This window comes from Citrobacter sp. A316, assembly GCF_002042945.1.
Taxonomy (GTDB): domain Bacteria; phylum Pseudomonadota; class Gammaproteobacteria; order Enterobacterales; family Enterobacteriaceae; genus Citrobacter; species Citrobacter portucalensis.
In genome coordinates, this window is record NZ_MVFZ01000001.1 from 51,946 (window position 1) to 67,945 (window position 16,000).

The window sequence follows — 16,000 nt, forward strand, 5'->3', positions numbered from 1 at the left end:
CTCCTTACACCTTTTCAACCTGAACAAGGTTCGTGTGTGATGGATTCCCCTTCGCGAGAGGAGACGGACGCTGGGTCGTCAGGACGTTAATACAACCGCCCTGGTCCACGCGTTTTGCGTCTGGGTCATACCACGCCCCTTCGCCCAATGCCACCACGCCTGGCATCATACGCGGCGTTACTTTCGCCTCGATATGCACTTCACCACGATCGTTAAAGATGCGCACCTTGTCGCCGTTGTTAATGCCGCGCCGCTGTGCATCCATCGGGTTGATCCACATTTCCTGGCGGCAGGATGCTTTCAGAACATCCACGTTGCCATAGGTCGAGTGGACGCGAGACTTGTAGTGGAAACCGGTCAACTGCAGAGGGAATTTCTCCACCAGCGGATCGTTTAAGCTCTCAAAGCCTGGGGTATAAATCGGCAGCGGATCGATCACATCACCTTCCGGCAGTTCCCAGGTTGACGCGATCTCGGCAAGCTGCTGCGAATAAATTTCGATCTTACCTGACGGCGTGGTCAGCGGATTAGCTTTAGGATCCTCACGGAACGCCTTGTACGCCACATGATGCCCTTGCGGGTCGCGCTGTTTAAAGATCCCCTGCTTGCGGAATTCTTCAAACGTTGGCAGTTCTGGAATGGCTTTGCGCGACTGCTCGTAGAGATGACGCATCCACTCTTCCTGAGTACGACCTTCTGTAAACTGCTGCTCAACGCCAAGGCGTTTCGCCAGCTCGCTGGTCATCTGGTAGATAGTCTTACATTCGAAGCGTGGTTTGATCGCCTGATCGGTGAAAATCACATACGACATATTTCCGCAAGAGGCATCCAGTGCGAAGTCCATCTGCTCCGAAGCGGTGCAGTCCGGCAGCAAAATATCCGCATATTTCGCCGAGGAGGTCATATGGCAGTCGATGACAACGATCATCTCGCACTTCTTATCGTCCTGCAGGATTTCATGTGTGCGGTTGATGTCAGAGTGCTGGTTAATCAGGCAGTTACCCGCATAGTTCCAGATCATCTTAATCGGAACATCGAGCTTATCTTTCCCACGAACACCGTCACGCAGCGCCGTCATCTCCGGACCTCGCTCAATGGCGTCCGTCCACATAAACATAGAGATGCTGGTTTCTACAGGGTTTTCCAGCGTAGGCATACGTTCAAACGGCAAACTGTATGAGCCCTCACGCGCCCCGCTGTTGCCGCCGTTAATCCCAACGTTACCGGTCAGAATAGCCAGCATAGAAATGGCACGGGTCGCTATTTCACCGTTAGCATGACGCTGCGGTCCCCACCCCTGGCTGATGTATGCCGGTTTAGCGCTACCGATTTCACGGGCCAGTTTGACGATTCGTTCAGCAGGAATACCGGTAATTTGCGCTGCCCATTCCGGGGTCTTGGCGATACCATCTTTGCCCTGCCCAAGAATATACGCCTTATAGTGACCGTTTTTCGGTGCGTTGGCCGGTAAGGTTTTCTCGTCGTAACCCACGCAATATTTGTCAAGGAACGGTTGATCGACCATGTTTTCGGTGATCAGCACATACGCCAGACCATTAACCAGCGCCGCATCGGTACCTGGGCGGATCGGGATCCACTCATCTTCACGACCCGCGCCAGTATCCGTGTAGCGAGGATCGATAATGATCATGCGGGCATTGGATTTCTGTCGCGCCTGTTCAAGGTAATAGGTTACCCCACCCCCGCTCATACGGGTTTCACCTGGGTTATTCCCGAACAGAACCACCAGCTTGCTGTTTTCAATGTCGGACGGGCTGTTACCGTCTGCCCAGCCGCCGTAGGTGTAGTTCAACCCGGCAGCGATTTGCGCTGAAGAGTAGTCACCGTAGTGATTCAGGTAACCACCACAGCAGTTCATCAACCGTGCCACCAGCGTTTTGCCCGGCGGCCAGGAGCGTGTCAGGGTACCGCCCAGCGTACCTGTGCCGTAGTTCAGGTAGATAGACTCGTTGCCGTAGTCTTTGATAAGACGCTGCATATTGCTGGCAATGATGTCGTAAGCTTCATCCCAGCTGATACGTTCAAATTTACCTTCGCCGCGTTTGCCGACGCGTTTCATCGGGTATTTCAGACGGTCGGGATTATAAACGCGACGGCGCATGGAGCGACCACGCAGACAGGCACGTACCTGGTGCAAGCCGTCGTAGTTGTCATCACCGGTGTTGTCGGTTTCAACATACTTTATTTCACCGTCTACCACGTGCATACGCAGAGGACAGCGGCTACCACAGTTCACCGTACACGCGCTCCAGATGACTTTCTCATTGGACTGTGTCGGATTAAGGGCTTCTGCAGCATTTGCAATTCGGGTAAATGGCAGGGTAAACGCGCTACTGGCCACCGCCAGTCCGCCTATCGCCGTCGTTTTCACCAAACCTCGGCGACTAACCTCAGCTGCCAGCATGGCATCGGGGATCTTAGTTTTCATAGTGGCTCACTCTGCTGCTCACAATAAACAAAAGAGAAATACTCGTTGTATATATTTTTATATAGCGTTAATAGCGATATACAGACTGGTAGATACTGAATTTGCAAAAAGACAGAGATAAATACTGACTTTCATTCGAAGGCAGTATTACTCCTATGGAGGTAGGTGTTATTGTCCGACGTCAAACGGGCATAAAAAAAGCGCCCTGAGGCGCTTTTTTAGCAAAGAAAGGTAGCTTAGCCGATAAATTCCAGGCCATTCATGTACGGACGTAACACTTCCGGAACCTGAATACGGCCATCAGCCTGCTGATAGTTTTCCATCACCGCAACCAGCGTACGCCCAACCGCCAGACCGGAACCGTTCAGCGTATGTACTAAACGGGTCTTTTTGTCGGATTTGCTGCGGCAACGCGCCTGCATGCGACGGGCCTGGAAATCCCACACGTTAGAGCAAGAGGAGATTTCGCGATAGGTGTTCTGCGCCGGGATCCACACTTCCAGATCGTACGTTTTGCATGCGCCGAAGCCCATATCGCCTGTGCACAGGATGATCTTACGGTACGGCAGACCCAGCAGTTGCAGGACCTTCTCGGCATGACCGGTCATCTCTTCCAGCGCGTCCATAGAGTCTTCCGGGCGAACGATCTGCACCATCTCAACTTTATCGAACTGGTGCATACGGATCAGACCACGGGTATCACGACCGTAAGAACCTGCTTCAGAACGGAAGCACGGCGTATGCGCGGTCATTTTGATCGGCAGCGCATCTTCGTCAATGATTTCGTCACGCACCAGGTTAGTCAGCGGAACTTCAGCCGTTGGGATCAGCGCATAGTTGCTGCTGTCAGCTTCTTCATCCAGCGGACGGGTGTGGAACAGATCGCCAGCGAATTTCGGCAGTTGGCCTGTACCGTACAGCGTGTCATGGTTAACCAGATACGGAACGTAGTTTTCGCTGTAACCATGCTGTTCGGTATGCAGATCCAGCATGAACTGAGACAGCGCACGGTGCATACGCGCGATCTGCCCTTTCATCACGACGAAACGAGAGCCGGTCAGCTTAACCGCAGCGGCAAAATCAAGACCCGTGTGCATTTCACCCAGGGTAACGTGATCGCGCACTTCAAAATCGAACTCACGCGGAGTACCCCAACGGCTGACTTCGACGTTGTCATTTTCATCTTTACCCACCGGAACGTCGTCCGCTGGCAGGTTAGGAATGGTCAGCGCAATGTCGCGGATCTCGGCCTGTAAGGTATCAAGTTCAGCTTTCGCGGCATCCAGCTCTTCGCCCAGTTTGTTCACTTCCAGACGTAAAGACTCGATATCTTCCCCGCGCGCTTTTGCCTGGCCGATGGATTTCGATCGAGAGTTACGCTCTGCCTGCAGGTTTTCAGTTTGTACCTGCAGAACTTTACGACGCTCTTCAAGAGCGCGCAGCTTATCTACATCCAGCTTAAAGCCCCGGCTTGCCAGTTTTTCTGCGACTGCGTCTGGCTCATTACGCAGCAGATTGGGATCGAGCATGCTTATCCTGTGCTTATCGAATTAAAATAGGAGAAAGTGACCACAGCCTGCGGTCACAGGGATACAGAGACAACATTACCGCAACGATAACACTAACGGTAGCGTTTTATAGGGCTATTTTGATCCTGTCCGGCGAGCCAGGCGAGCTTTTCGCCAATCTTGCCTTCAAGACCTCTGTTTGTGGGGTGATAATAGCGCGTTTGTGCCATTTCCTGCGGGAAGTACTCTTCTCCAGCGGCATAGGCATTTGGTTCATCATGGGCGTAACGATACTCCTGACCATAGCCCATTTCTTTCATCAGCTTGGTCGGCGCATTGCGCAGGTGGACCGGCACGTCGTAATCCGGTCGTTCGCGGGCATCTGCCAGCGCGGCTTTAAAGGCGGTATAAACCGCATTACTCTTCGGCGCACAGGCCAGATAAACAATCGCCTGTGCAATCGCACGTTCGCCTTCCGCTGGTCCCACGCGGGTAAAGCAGTCCCATGCGGAAATTGCCACCTGCATGGCGCGAGGGTCGGCATTGCCCACATCTTCAGAGGCAATTGCCAGACAGCGACGAGCAACATACAGCGGGTCACCGCCTGCACTAATGATGCGTGCATACCAATAAAGCGCTGCATCCGGAGCACTGCCGCGAACCGACTTATGTAATGCGGAGATGAGATCGTAAAAACGATCGCCTTTGTTATCGAAGCGTGCGCTGCGCTCACCGGCAATTTCAGTGAGCAATTCTGGTTTCAATACGCGCTTGCCAGAATCATCAACTTCGGCCATATCGGCCATCATTTCCAGCGTATTCAGCGCTCGCCGCGCGTCGCCATTAACCAGTTCGGCAATCGCCCGACGCGTCTCTGGCGGCAGTACGATATCCTGGTCGCCGTAACCACGGGCTTTATCTGACATCGCCTGATCAAGCACCTGTTCAATATCGTCGGTGGTTAACGACTTCAGTAAATAAACACGCGCCCGCGACAAGAGTGCCGAGTTAAGTTCAAACGAGGGGTTTTCTGTGGTGGCGCCAATAAACGTGATGGTACCGTCTTCAATATGCGGTAAAAACGCATCCTGCTGGCTTTTATTAAAACGGTGAACTTCGTCCACGAACAGGATCGTACGTCGACCCGCGTTACGATTTTGACGCGCCCGCTCAATTGCTTCACGAATTTCTTTTACACCAGAGGTAACCGCCGAAATTCGTTCAACATCGGCGTTGGCGTAACGGGCAATAACTTCGGCTAGCGTGGTTTTCCCCGTCCCCGGCGGCCCCCATAAAATCATAGAGTGCAGGTGCCCGGCCTCGATGGCGCGCGGCAAGGGTTTACCTGCAGCCAGCAGATGCTGCTGGCCGATGTACTGTGCTAAATTTTCTGGCCGCATGCGTGCGGCCAGTGGCTGAAAGGTATTATCAGAAAAGTCGAGCGACAGATTGCTCACTCACACGCCTCTACTTACGTTGATCGTCAACCGTTACACCTTGCGGCGGGGTAAAGGTGAATTTCGAAGGTTCAATCGCACCATTCTGCTGTGATTTCAGCTGATAACTGCTGCGCTGATCGTCTTGCTCAACGGCGCTAAATTGGTGGATCGTCCCGTCCCGCCCAACATTGATAGTAAACTGCTTCAGGTTACCGCTGCTGGTTTTTGGCGTCAGCACGAAGTCGTCGCCGTTTTGCTTAATGTTGTACTGCTGCCAGTCGCTGGCCTGGTTACGCGCAATCAGCATGAACGGCGTGTTGCCCGTGGCGTCTTTCAGCCAGGTCGCAGTCGCCTGCTCAACAAACGGGTTAAAGAACCACAGCGTTTTACCATCGGAAACCAGAATGCTCTCGTCAGGCTGCGTCATATGCCAGTTAAACAGATTAGGGCGTTTAACCCATAAGTCGCCCTGACCTTCCTGCACCGCCGCACCGCTACCGTCCGTGACCTTCTGAGTAAAGCTGGCATGGAAGCTACTGACTTTATCCAGACGGCTTTTCAGGTCGCTGGCAGCATCAGCCCAGACGCTGCTCACCACAAAGCTCGACAGTAATGCACAGGTGATTGCGATTCTTTTCATCGTTATTCCTCAAAATACGTCACTCCCAACGGGGAGATCCCTCTGCTATCCATTTCAGGCCAAAAATCAGCATGAGGAAAGTAGAAAATACTGAATTACTTAACTTTGCAATCATTCGAAGGGCGGCGGAGCCAGCACTTCACGATTACCATTATGCCCTTGTTCGCTGACAATTCCCTGCGCTTCCATCTGTTCGATGATGCGCGCCGCTCGGTTGTAACCGATACGGAACTGACGCTGAACGCCGGAGATTGAGGCTTTGCGTTTCTGAGTAACAAAGTTCACCGCCTGATCGAACAGCGGATCCAGTTCTTCGCCACCATCAAAGCCGCCACCGCCGCCTTCGCTTTCGCTGTCAGAGGTAATGCCATCAACGTATTGCGGACGACCACGCGCTTTCCAGTCCTGAACCACCGCGTGAACTTCTTCATCGCGTACAAAGGCGCCGTGTACACGCACAGGGATCGTCGAGTTTGGTGCAGAATAAAGCATGTCACCCATACCCAACAGCGATTCCGCACCGCCCTGGTCAAGGATGGTACGCGAGTCAATTTTACTGGACACCGTAAAGGCGATACGCGTCGGGATGTTCGCTTTAATCAGACCGGTGATAACGTCAACTGATGGTCGCTGGGTTGCCAGCACCAGGTGGATCCCTGCCGCACGCGCTTTTTGCGCCAGACGAGCTATCAGTTCTTCCACCTTTTTGCCAACGGTCATCATCAGGTCGGCGAATTCATCCACCAGCACCACGATATACGGCAGTTTTTCCAGAACCGGATGCTGAACATCCATGCTGTCGCCCGGCTTCCAGTATGGGTCCGGAATTGGACGTCCCATACGGGCGGCTTCAGCAATCTTATCGTTATAACCGGCAAGGTTACGCACGCCAAGCGCCGACATCAGTTTGTAGCGACGTTCCATTTCATTGACGCTCCAACGCAAGGCATTGGCGGCATCTTTCATGTCGGTCACAACTTCAGTCAGCAGATGCGGAATACCTTCATAAACAGAAAGTTCCAGCATTTTCGGGTCAATCATGATAAAGCGAACGTCTTCCGGCTGCGCTTTATAGAGCATGCTGAGGATCATGGCGTTCACCCCAACAGACTTACCGGAACCGGTTGTCCCTGCCACCAGCAGGTGCGGCATTTTAGCCAGATCGGCCACTACCGGTTCGCCCGCAATATCTTTGCCCAGCACCACTGTCAGCGGAGATGAGTTATCACGGAATTTAGCGTTATCCAGCACTTCACGCAGATAAACGGTTTGACGTTTTTTGTTCGGTAATTCCAGTCCAACATACGGTTTGCCTGGAATTACCTCAACCACACGCACCGCCGCGGTCGACAATGAACGCGCCAGATCTCGTGACAGGTTAGAAATACGCGCCGCTTTAACCCCTGGAGCCAGATTAAGCTCAAAGCGAGTAATCACCGGGCCAGGAGAGTAGTTCACCACATCGGCTTTAATGCGGAAATCCGCCAGACGCGCTTCCACCAGACGCGCCATTTGTTCCAGTGCGAACGTATCTATCGGCTCAACTTCGCTCGGCGGCGGCGTGAGCAGATCTAACGATGGCAGCGGCGTGCTTGGACGGTGCGCCGGACGACTGTCGCCATTACGCATCAGCAGCGGATGGATCAGACTATCCTGCGGCGGCGGTGTAACAGGCTGCGCTGGCTGCTGATAGTGCTGCTGTGGTGCAACTGGCTGCGCTGGTTGCTGATAGTGCTGCTGCGGTGCAACTGGCTGCGCCGGTTGCTGATAGTGCTGCTGCGGTGCAACTGGCTGCACCGGTTGCTGATAATGCTGCTGCGGTGCAACTGGCTGCGCTGGTTGCTGATAGTGCTGCTGTGGTGCAACTGGCTGTGTCGGTTGCTGATAGTGCTGCGGCGGCGCAACGGGTTCCTGGTACTGCGGCGCGGGCTCCGGCATTACGCCAGGCGTAAACAGCGGCTCATGCGGCCCCTCATCCACCAGCGTTTTCATTGGCGAAAATTCAAAGTCATCGAGGGAGAACGGATTCGCTCCGGCAGGCTGTTCACCGGAATAACGCTGCTGCTGAGAAGAAGCAAACTGGCGAGCCAGTTCCGCTTCTGCGGCTGAATCTTCGTCATCAGTCTGGTGGGTATCGTCCTGATACTCTTCGCCATAACGATGCTGCTGCGACTGAGCGAACTGACGTGCCAGCTCGTCCTGCTGCATTGCATCCATTTCATCGTCATTGTACGCATCTGTATCAAGCTGCTCTTCGCGCGCTTTCTCTTCAGCCATACGCTGTGACGGCAGTTTTATGCCATATGAAGCCAGCTCACGACGAGTAGGCACGCGCACACGATTCGGGCGCGGCAACTGCGGGCCAATGCCCTCTTTCACCTGCGGACGCGGCGCACCGCCACCCGCAAGGCTAAAGACAGGCGCTGCGGCAGCGGCCCCCGCCCCTAAAGCGGCGCTTTTTACACCGGCAGCCAGCGGTGCAACGGCAGCAACAGACTCAACTGGCGGTATGGATGCCGTCGTCGGCATAGATGGCGTAGACGGCTTAACACGCTCAGGCTCCTGAGCAGGTTCTGGAATCGGCTGATACCATGCGGCCAGTTGCTCACGTTCACGCGCACGTTTCTCTTCGACTTCTTCAAAGTAATAGAGCGGCGGACGAGTCGGTTTAACTTCTTCAACCACCGGCTCAGGTTCCACCACTGGTGGTTGTTCAACCACAGGCTGCTGGAACGTAGTGTTCTGTTGAGGGATTGATTCCTGCTGATAAACAGGTTGCGGCACAGACTCCGGCTGATAAGCAGGCTGCTGGAATGTGGCGTTCTGTTGAGATGTCGGATCCTGTTGATAGACAGGTTGCAGCACGGGCTCTGACTGATAAACAGGTTCCGGCTGCGGCGCGACTGGCTGCGCATATACAGGTTCAACGGGCTGCGGTGCGTAATATTGCGGCTGCGGACTCTCCTCCACAACAGGCTGTTGCCATGGCTCATACGGCTGCTGCACCGGAGGTTGCGCGTACTGGGTTGGTTGCGGATAACCTTCTGGCGTTGGTGCAATCGTGGCATCACCGGTTTGCGGACCAGGCACGGGTTGCCAGGCCACGGTTGGGACCGGTTGCTCCATAACAGTATTGGTCACAGGCGACGTTTGCAGCAACGGATCAACCGGCGCGCTCCATGCCTGAGCGGCTGTTGTAGCTGCAGCTGCTGCAGCCACAGGCTCGGTCACCGAGTGCCCGTTAAGCAGTGGATCAAGTTCGTCATATTCTGGCAGCGTCGCGCGATTACCGGAGAACAGCACATCGTTAGGATCGGCAACCACGCCACGGGCGCTGTATTCAATTTCGTCTTCATCATCCATGCGTTTGCCGGAGAACAGCGCCGCATCAGTATGACGACCAAGCGGGTTGGTAAATTTCTCAGCCAGACGCTTACGGCGCGCTAACGCACCGCGCAGGATACGAGCACGGCGCGATTCATGGGGTTTGCCATCAGCGGCATCGACAGACTCTTCTTCATCTTCATATTCTTCGTCATCGATCCAGGTATCGTCGCGGCGGGTACGGTTGCTGGCAAACGTCAGGATGTTGAGTAACCAGCCGCCCAGTTTTTCCGCAATGCTCACCCATGACCAACCGGTGAACAGCGTTAATCCAGCCGCCCAAATGCACAACAACGTCAGCGTGCCGCCGCTACTGTGCAGCAATGGTTGTAGCGTAGTGCTGAGCAGACTGCCGATCACGCCGCCAGAGGCGAAATACCAGATGTCATCGGCGTTAATTGCGGCCAGCCCGCAGGAAGTGAGAATCAGCGCCAGAACGCCAATAATGCGCAGCGAAACGGCAAAATAATCGACGTATTCATCGCTGGCCTGATGTCGCCAGGCAAACCAGCAGCCACCGACAATGATGACGGGGATGGTGTAGGCCATGACGCCAAAAATAAAGAACAGCGTGTCCGCCAGCCATGCTCCAGGTATTCCGCCCAGATTATGGATAGGCTCATGCCAAGCGGTTTGCGACCAACTGGGATCCGAAGGGTTAAAGCTGAGTAAGGCAGCCATCAACCAGACGGCAAAAAGGGCAATAAGGATCAGTAGCGCTTCCAGAAGTCGGCGCCCGCTGCTTAACTTCGTCAATGTGACGTCTTTGTCTTCAGTGTATTCCTGGCTCAAAAACGGCTCTCCAGGTTTCGGGCTTTTCCTGCCCGATGCTAAAACGGACAACAGCACCGGGTTGCCCCGGCACTGTTGCTGTATGGATTAACAGGAGTGTAATCAAACTGCGTCGATTTTGCACCTGTTCCGTGTTAGCGCGTCTTAATTACCAGACGATTGCTCTGTTTGACTTCTTCCATTACTACATAGGTACGTGTGTCATTCACGCCAGGCAGACGCAGCAGGGTTTCCCCCAACAGCTTACGGTATGCCGACATATCCGGTACGCGTGTTTTCAGCAAATAGTCGAAATCACCGGAAACCAAATGACACTCTTGAATTTCTTCAAGTTTTTGTACCGCAGTGTTAAATTGTTCAAACACATCCGGAGCGCCACGATTCAGAGTAATCTCAACAAAAACCAGAAGTGATGCATCCAGATAATGTGGGTTTAACAGCGCTGTATAGCCCTGAATGAAACCCTGTCTTTCCAACCGACGCACACGCTCAAGGCAGGGCGTTGGTGAAAGTCCCACACGTTTAGAAAGCTCGACGTTAGAAATACGCCCATCCTTTTGCAGCTCATTAAGAATGTTACGATCGATACGGTCGAGATCTTTGCCAGGGCGCTTCTTACTATCTACCATTATTATTGTCTCTCTGTATTCCTTCCCTACTCCTGCCTGACTCTACCAACATCACTGTTCAGAGTCGCTCCCCATCAAAATAAACCGCAACCCAGAGGGATTTTCGGTTCGCAATGTCTGGGTTTATGGTGAGAAGACCGTTGCCTGTCGGCGGCTATCGACATCACGAATGGCATCTGTCCACACCATGCGTAGATTTCGCTAACACGGTAAACATGGTATCTACATGCATGATTATGCAGCACATACATGACACAGTTTTTTTCTTCCTTGAATGTTTTCGCAAAACAGCAGGTGATTGTCAAAGCAAAACATCGATTTTTAGTACAACATGCCAGTTATTCATTCGCAGTGATGGAAAATCGTCATTTTATCACCTTATAACTGACCGATTTTAAGTAGAAATCGTTATAGTATTACGCTTAATTCACCCGTTCATCGGTTTCTGCTATTACACATATTGTTAACAAAATCGCCATACTCTTTTTTTACGCCTGTAAATTCCCTACAATCCTGCTCATTGCCTGCCAACAACTATGGGGATCTCATGGGCGCAACCAAACACAGTAAACTTCTTATTCTGGGCTCTGGCCCTGCGGGATATACCGCTGCGGTCTACGCTGCACGCGCTAACCTGCAACCGGTACTGATTACCGGTATGGAAAAAGGTGGTCAGCTGACCACAACAACAGAAGTGGAAAACTGGCCTGGCGATCCGCACGATCTCACTGGCCCGCTGCTGATGGAACGTATGCACGAACATGCGACCAAATTTGAAACTGAAATCATTTTTGATCATATCAGCAAAGTTGATCTGCAAAACCGTCCTTTCCGTTTGACCGGCGATAGCGGTGAATACACCTGTGACGCATTAATCATCGCCACCGGTGCGTCAGCACGCTACCTGGGTCTGCCTTCAGAAGAAGCATTCAAAGGCCGTGGCGTTTCTGCCTGCGCGACCTGCGACGGTTTCTTCTACCGTAATCAAAAAGTTGCGGTGATCGGCGGCGGCAACACCGCTGTTGAAGAAGCGCTGTACCTGGCGAATATCGCATCTGAAGTGCATTTGATTCACCGTCGTGACAGCTTCCGCGCCGAGAAAATCCTGATCAAGCGTTTGATGGATAAAGTCGAAAACGGCAACATCGTGCTGCATACCCACCGCACACTGGAAGAAGTGACCGGCGATCAAATGGGCGTAACCGGACTGCGCCTGCGCGATACGCAAAACACTGACAACGTCGAGTCACTTGACGTTGCAGGGTTGTTTGTCGCTATCGGTCACAGCCCGAATACCGCCATTTTCGACGGTCAGCTTGAACTGGAGAACGGCTACATCAAAGTTCAGTCCGGTATTCATGGTAATGCCACCCAAACCAGTATTCCGGGTGTATTCGCCGCCGGTGACGTAATGGACCATATTTATCGCCAGGCGATCACTTCAGCAGGCACCGGTTGTATGGCTGCGCTTGACGCAGAACGTTATCTCGACGGTCTGGCAGACGCTTGCAAATAAGTTTTACAAATCAGTAACAAAAGTAAAAAAGGCGACTATAAGTCGCCTTTATTTTTGCCCCGTTGTAACATTGCCCTGCCCAAAAATTCCAATAACTCACCTGCTAAGCGTGCAATGAATAAAACCCGTCAAAAAGAACTGACCCGCTGGTTAAAACAGCAAAGTGTAATTTCCCAACGATGGCTGAACATTTCACGCCTGTTGGGGTTCGTGAGCGGCCTGTTAATTGTCGCTCAGGCCTGGCTCATGGCCCGAATTCTCGACCATATGATCATGGACAATATCCCCAGAGAGGCGCTTCTGCTCCCTTTCATTGTGCTGGTATTGATTTTCATCCTGCGAGCATGGGTCGTCTGGTTACGCGAACGCGTCGGGTTTCATGCTGGCCAACATATCCGCTTTGAGATTCGCCGTCAGGTGCTTGACCGTCTACAACAAGCAGGTCCCGCCTGGATACAAGGCAAACCGGCCGGGAGTTGGGCTACGCTAATCCTGGAACAGATTGATGACATGCATGATTACTATGCACGTTATCTGCCGCAAATGGCTCTGGCCGTATGCGTCCCCTTATTGATCGTGGCAGCGGTATTCCCGTCAAACTGGGTAGCCGCCCTTATTCTGCTTGGAACTGCCCCGCTGATCCCGTTGTTTATGGCGATGGTTGGTATGGGTGCAGCCGACGCTAACCGCCGCAATTTTCAGGCTCTTGCTCGCCTCAGTGGCCATTTCCTCGATCGCCTCCGGGGTATGGAGACGCTAAGAATCTTTGGTCGCGGCGAAGCTGAAACAGAAAGCATCCGCGCAGCGTCACAAGATTTCCGCCAGCGCACCATGGAAGTCCTGCGCCTGGCGTTTCTGTCATCCGGTGTCCTTGAGTTCTTTACCTCCCTGTCCATCGCACTGGTCGCGGTTTACTTCGGTTTTTCCTACCTCGGTGAGCTCGATTTTGGCCACTACGGGACAGGCGTCACATTGGCTGCAGGCTTCCTTGCGCTCATTCTGGCGCCGGAATTTTTCCAGCCCCTGCGCGATCTGGGCACGTTTTATCACGCAAAAGCGCAAGCCGTTGGTGCCGCGGATAGTCTGAAAACCTTCATGGAAACCCCGCTTGCACATCCTGAGCGTGGCGACATTGAGCTGACGACAAAAGACGCTGTTTCAATTGAAGCAGAAGATCTGGTCATCACCTCGCCGGAAGGTAAAGTGCTTGCAGGTCCGCTCAACTTTACCCTGCCAGCGGGCCAACGCGCAGTGCTGGTTGGCCGCAGCGGCTCCGGTAAAAGTTCGTTGCTCAATGTCCTGTCCGGTTTTCTCTCTTATCAGGGATCGCTGCGGATTAACGGCTTTGAGCTGCGCGACCTGTCGCCTGATTGCTGGCGCAAACAGCTGTCCTGGGTTGGACAAAATCCGCAGCTCCCTGCCGCCACGTTACGCGATAACGTGCTGCTCGCTCGCCCCGATGCCAACGAAGAACAGCTACAGGCCGCACTCGACAGCGCCTGGGTCAGTGAGTTTTTACCACTTCTGCCACAGGGTGTGGATACACCAGTAGGCGATCAGGCTGCTCGACTTTCTGTCGGACAAGCGCAGCGCGTTGCCGTGGCTCGCGCCTTACTCAATCCATGTCAGTTATTGTTGCTGGACGAGCCCGCCGCCAGCCTTGATGCGCACAGCGAACAACGCGTGATGCAGGCGTTGAACGCAGCGTCACGCCGCCAGACCACGCTGATGGTGACACATCAACTTGAAGATCTTGCCGACTGGGACGTTATCTGGGTGATGCAGGACGGACAGATCGTTGAACAAGGCACTTATGCCGAACTTAGCGCAGCCAACGGGGCGTTTGCGACATTACTGGCTCATCGTCAGGAGGACATCTAAATGCGCGCTTTGCTACCTTATCTGACGCTGTATAAACGTCACAAATGGATGTTAACCCTGGGGATCGTTCTGGCGATCGTCACACTGCTGGCAAGTATTGGTTTGCTGACGCTTTCAGGTTGGTTCCTGTCGGCTTCTGCGGTGGTAGGTGTCACCGGGATTTACAGTTTTAACTATATGCTCCCTGCAGCCGGGGTACGCGGTGCGGCAATCACCCGAACCGCGGGCCGCTATTTCGAGCGACTGGTCAGCCACGACGCGACGTTCCGCGTGCTGCAACATTTGCGTATTTATACCTTCAGCAAACTGCTGCCGCTCTCCCCTGCTGGCCTGTCCCGTTATGGACAAGGTGAATTGCTTAACCGCGTGGTGGCGGATGTCGACACGCTCGATCATCTCTATTTGCGCGTACTCTCCCCACTTGTGGGCGCTTTTGTCGTCATCATGGTGGTCACGCTGGGGCTAAGCGTTCTCGATTTCACGCTGGCTATCACTCTCGGCGGTATTATGCTGCTGACCTTATTTATCTTGCCTCCACTCTTTTATCAGGCAGGTAAAAGCACCGGGCAAAGTTTGACGCATTTACGTGGGCAGTATCGTCAGCAGTTAACATCCTGGTTGCAGGGCCAGGCTGAACTGACCATCTTTGGCGCCAGTGAACGTTACCGCGCCCAAATGGAAGCCACCGAGTTGCAGTGGCATGAAGCCCAACGACGTCAGTCTGAATTAACGGCGCTATCACAGGCGGTCATGCTGTTAGTCGGCGCACTGGCAGTGGTTGTAATGTTATGGATGGCCTCAGGCGGCGTGGGTGGCAATACCCAGCCTGGCGCGCTGATCGCGCTGTTTGTCTTCTGTGCGCTGGCCGCGTTTGAAGCATTAGCACCCGTCACCGGCGCGTTTCAGCATCTCGGACAGGTTATTGCCTCTGCGCTGCGCATCACCGAACTGACCGAACAGCAGCCAGAAGTCACCTTCCCGGATGCCGGTTCTCCGGTTTCTGAGCAGATCACTCTCACGCTGCGCGATGTTTCATTCAGTTATCCGGGGCAAACACAAAAAGCACTCGACACCCTTTCCCTACAGGCTCAGCCCGGTGAACACATTGCCATTCTCGGTCGCACCGGTTGCGGTAAGTCAACGTTACTGCAATTGCTAACCCGCGCATGGGATCCGCAGCACGGCGAAATTCTGATTAATGAGCAGCCGATTTCAGCCCTCAGTGAAACCACGCTGCGCCAGAGCATCAGCGTCGTGCCACAGCGCGTGCACCTGTTCAGCGCGACGCTTCGCGATAATCTGCTGTTGGCAGCACCGCACGCCAGTGATGACACATTATCCGCGATGCTGTGCCGCGTCGGTCTGGACAAACTGCTTGAGGGTGATGGACTCAACGCCTGGTTAGGTGAAGGTGGTCGACAGCTTTCTGGCGGCGAACTCCGTCGTCTGGCTATCGCCCGCGCCTTATTGCACGATGCCCCACTGATGCTGCTGGATGAACCGACCGAAGGGCTTGATGCAACAACAGAAAGCCAAATGCTTGAATTAATTAGCGATGTCATGCGCGATAAAACCGTATTGATGGTGACACATCGTCTGCGCGGCTTGTCACGTTTTGATCAAATAATAGTGATGGACAACGGACACATTATTGAGCAAGGTAATCACGCAGATTTGTTAGCCCGGCAGGGGCGTTATTACCAGTTTAAGCAACGTCTGTAAGCTATTATTGAACGATCAAACTCGCGTAGTGGAGTTTCGC

General features: G+C 53.5%; 9 protein-coding genes. 3 read left to right on the plus strand and 6 right to left on the minus strand.

Going from position 1 to position 16,000, the window contains the following annotated elements; all coding sequences use genetic code 11:
* Positions 1-4: 4 nt before the first annotated feature.
* The 6 genes from dmsA to lrp form a co-directional block, all read right to left on the minus strand.
* On the minus strand, positions 5-2,449 hold the full coding sequence (gene dmsA, locus BZK41_RS00250; protein WP_079936794.1) for a dimethylsulfoxide reductase subunit A: 2,445 nt from the start codon (positions 2,447-2,449) through the stop codon (positions 5-7).
* 236 nt (positions 2,450-2,685) lie between these two features.
* A complete protein-coding gene (gene serS, locus BZK41_RS00255) occupies positions 2,686-3,978 on the minus strand; it encodes a serine--tRNA ligase (protein ID WP_003831902.1) in 1,293 nt (430 codons plus the stop codon).
* Positions 3,979-4,070: 92 nt separating this feature from the next.
* Complete coding sequence (rarA, locus tag BZK41_RS00260) at positions 4,071-5,414, minus strand: replication-associated recombination protein RarA (protein ID WP_079936795.1); 1,344 nt, start codon at positions 5,412-5,414, stop codon at positions 4,071-4,073.
* A 10-nt stretch (positions 5,415-5,424) separates the two neighbouring features.
* Positions 5,425-6,036 (minus strand): outer membrane lipoprotein chaperone LolA, encoded by a 612-nt coding sequence (gene lolA / locus BZK41_RS00265; protein WP_003831898.1) that lies wholly within the window; start codon positions 6,034-6,036, stop codon positions 5,425-5,427.
* 111 nt (positions 6,037-6,147) lie between these two features.
* Complete coding sequence (gene ftsK / locus BZK41_RS00270; RefSeq protein ID WP_079936796.1) at positions 6,148-10,212, minus strand: DNA translocase FtsK; 4,065 nt, start codon at positions 10,210-10,212, stop codon at positions 6,148-6,150.
* 134 nt (positions 10,213-10,346) lie between these two features.
* Positions 10,347-10,841, minus strand: a complete 495-nt coding sequence (gene lrp, locus BZK41_RS00275; protein ID WP_000228473.1) for a leucine-responsive transcriptional regulator Lrp — start codon at positions 10,839-10,841, stop codon at positions 10,347-10,349.
* A gap of 547 nt (positions 10,842-11,388) precedes the next feature.
* On the opposite strand from lrp, the gene trxB reads away from it, so the two are divergent.
* The 3 genes from trxB (at position 11,389) to cydC (ending at position 15,960) form a co-directional block, all read left to right on the plus strand.
* On the plus strand, positions 11,389-12,357 hold the full coding sequence (gene trxB, locus BZK41_RS00285; protein WP_003831889.1) for a thioredoxin-disulfide reductase: 969 nt from the start codon (positions 11,389-11,391) through the stop codon (positions 12,355-12,357).
* A 114-nt stretch (positions 12,358-12,471) separates the two neighbouring features.
* Complete coding sequence (gene cydD / locus BZK41_RS00290; protein WP_079936797.1) at positions 12,472-14,238, plus strand: cysteine/glutathione ABC transporter permease/ATP-binding protein CydD; 1,767 nt, start codon at positions 12,472-12,474, stop codon at positions 14,236-14,238.
* Positions 14,239-15,960 carry a cysteine/glutathione ABC transporter ATP-binding protein/permease CydC gene (gene cydC, locus BZK41_RS00295; protein ID WP_079936798.1) on the plus strand — a complete coding sequence of 574 codons (1,722 nt, stop codon included), beginning with the start codon at positions 14,239-14,241 and terminating at the stop codon, positions 15,958-15,960.
* Positions 15,961-16,000 lie beyond the last annotated feature (40 nt).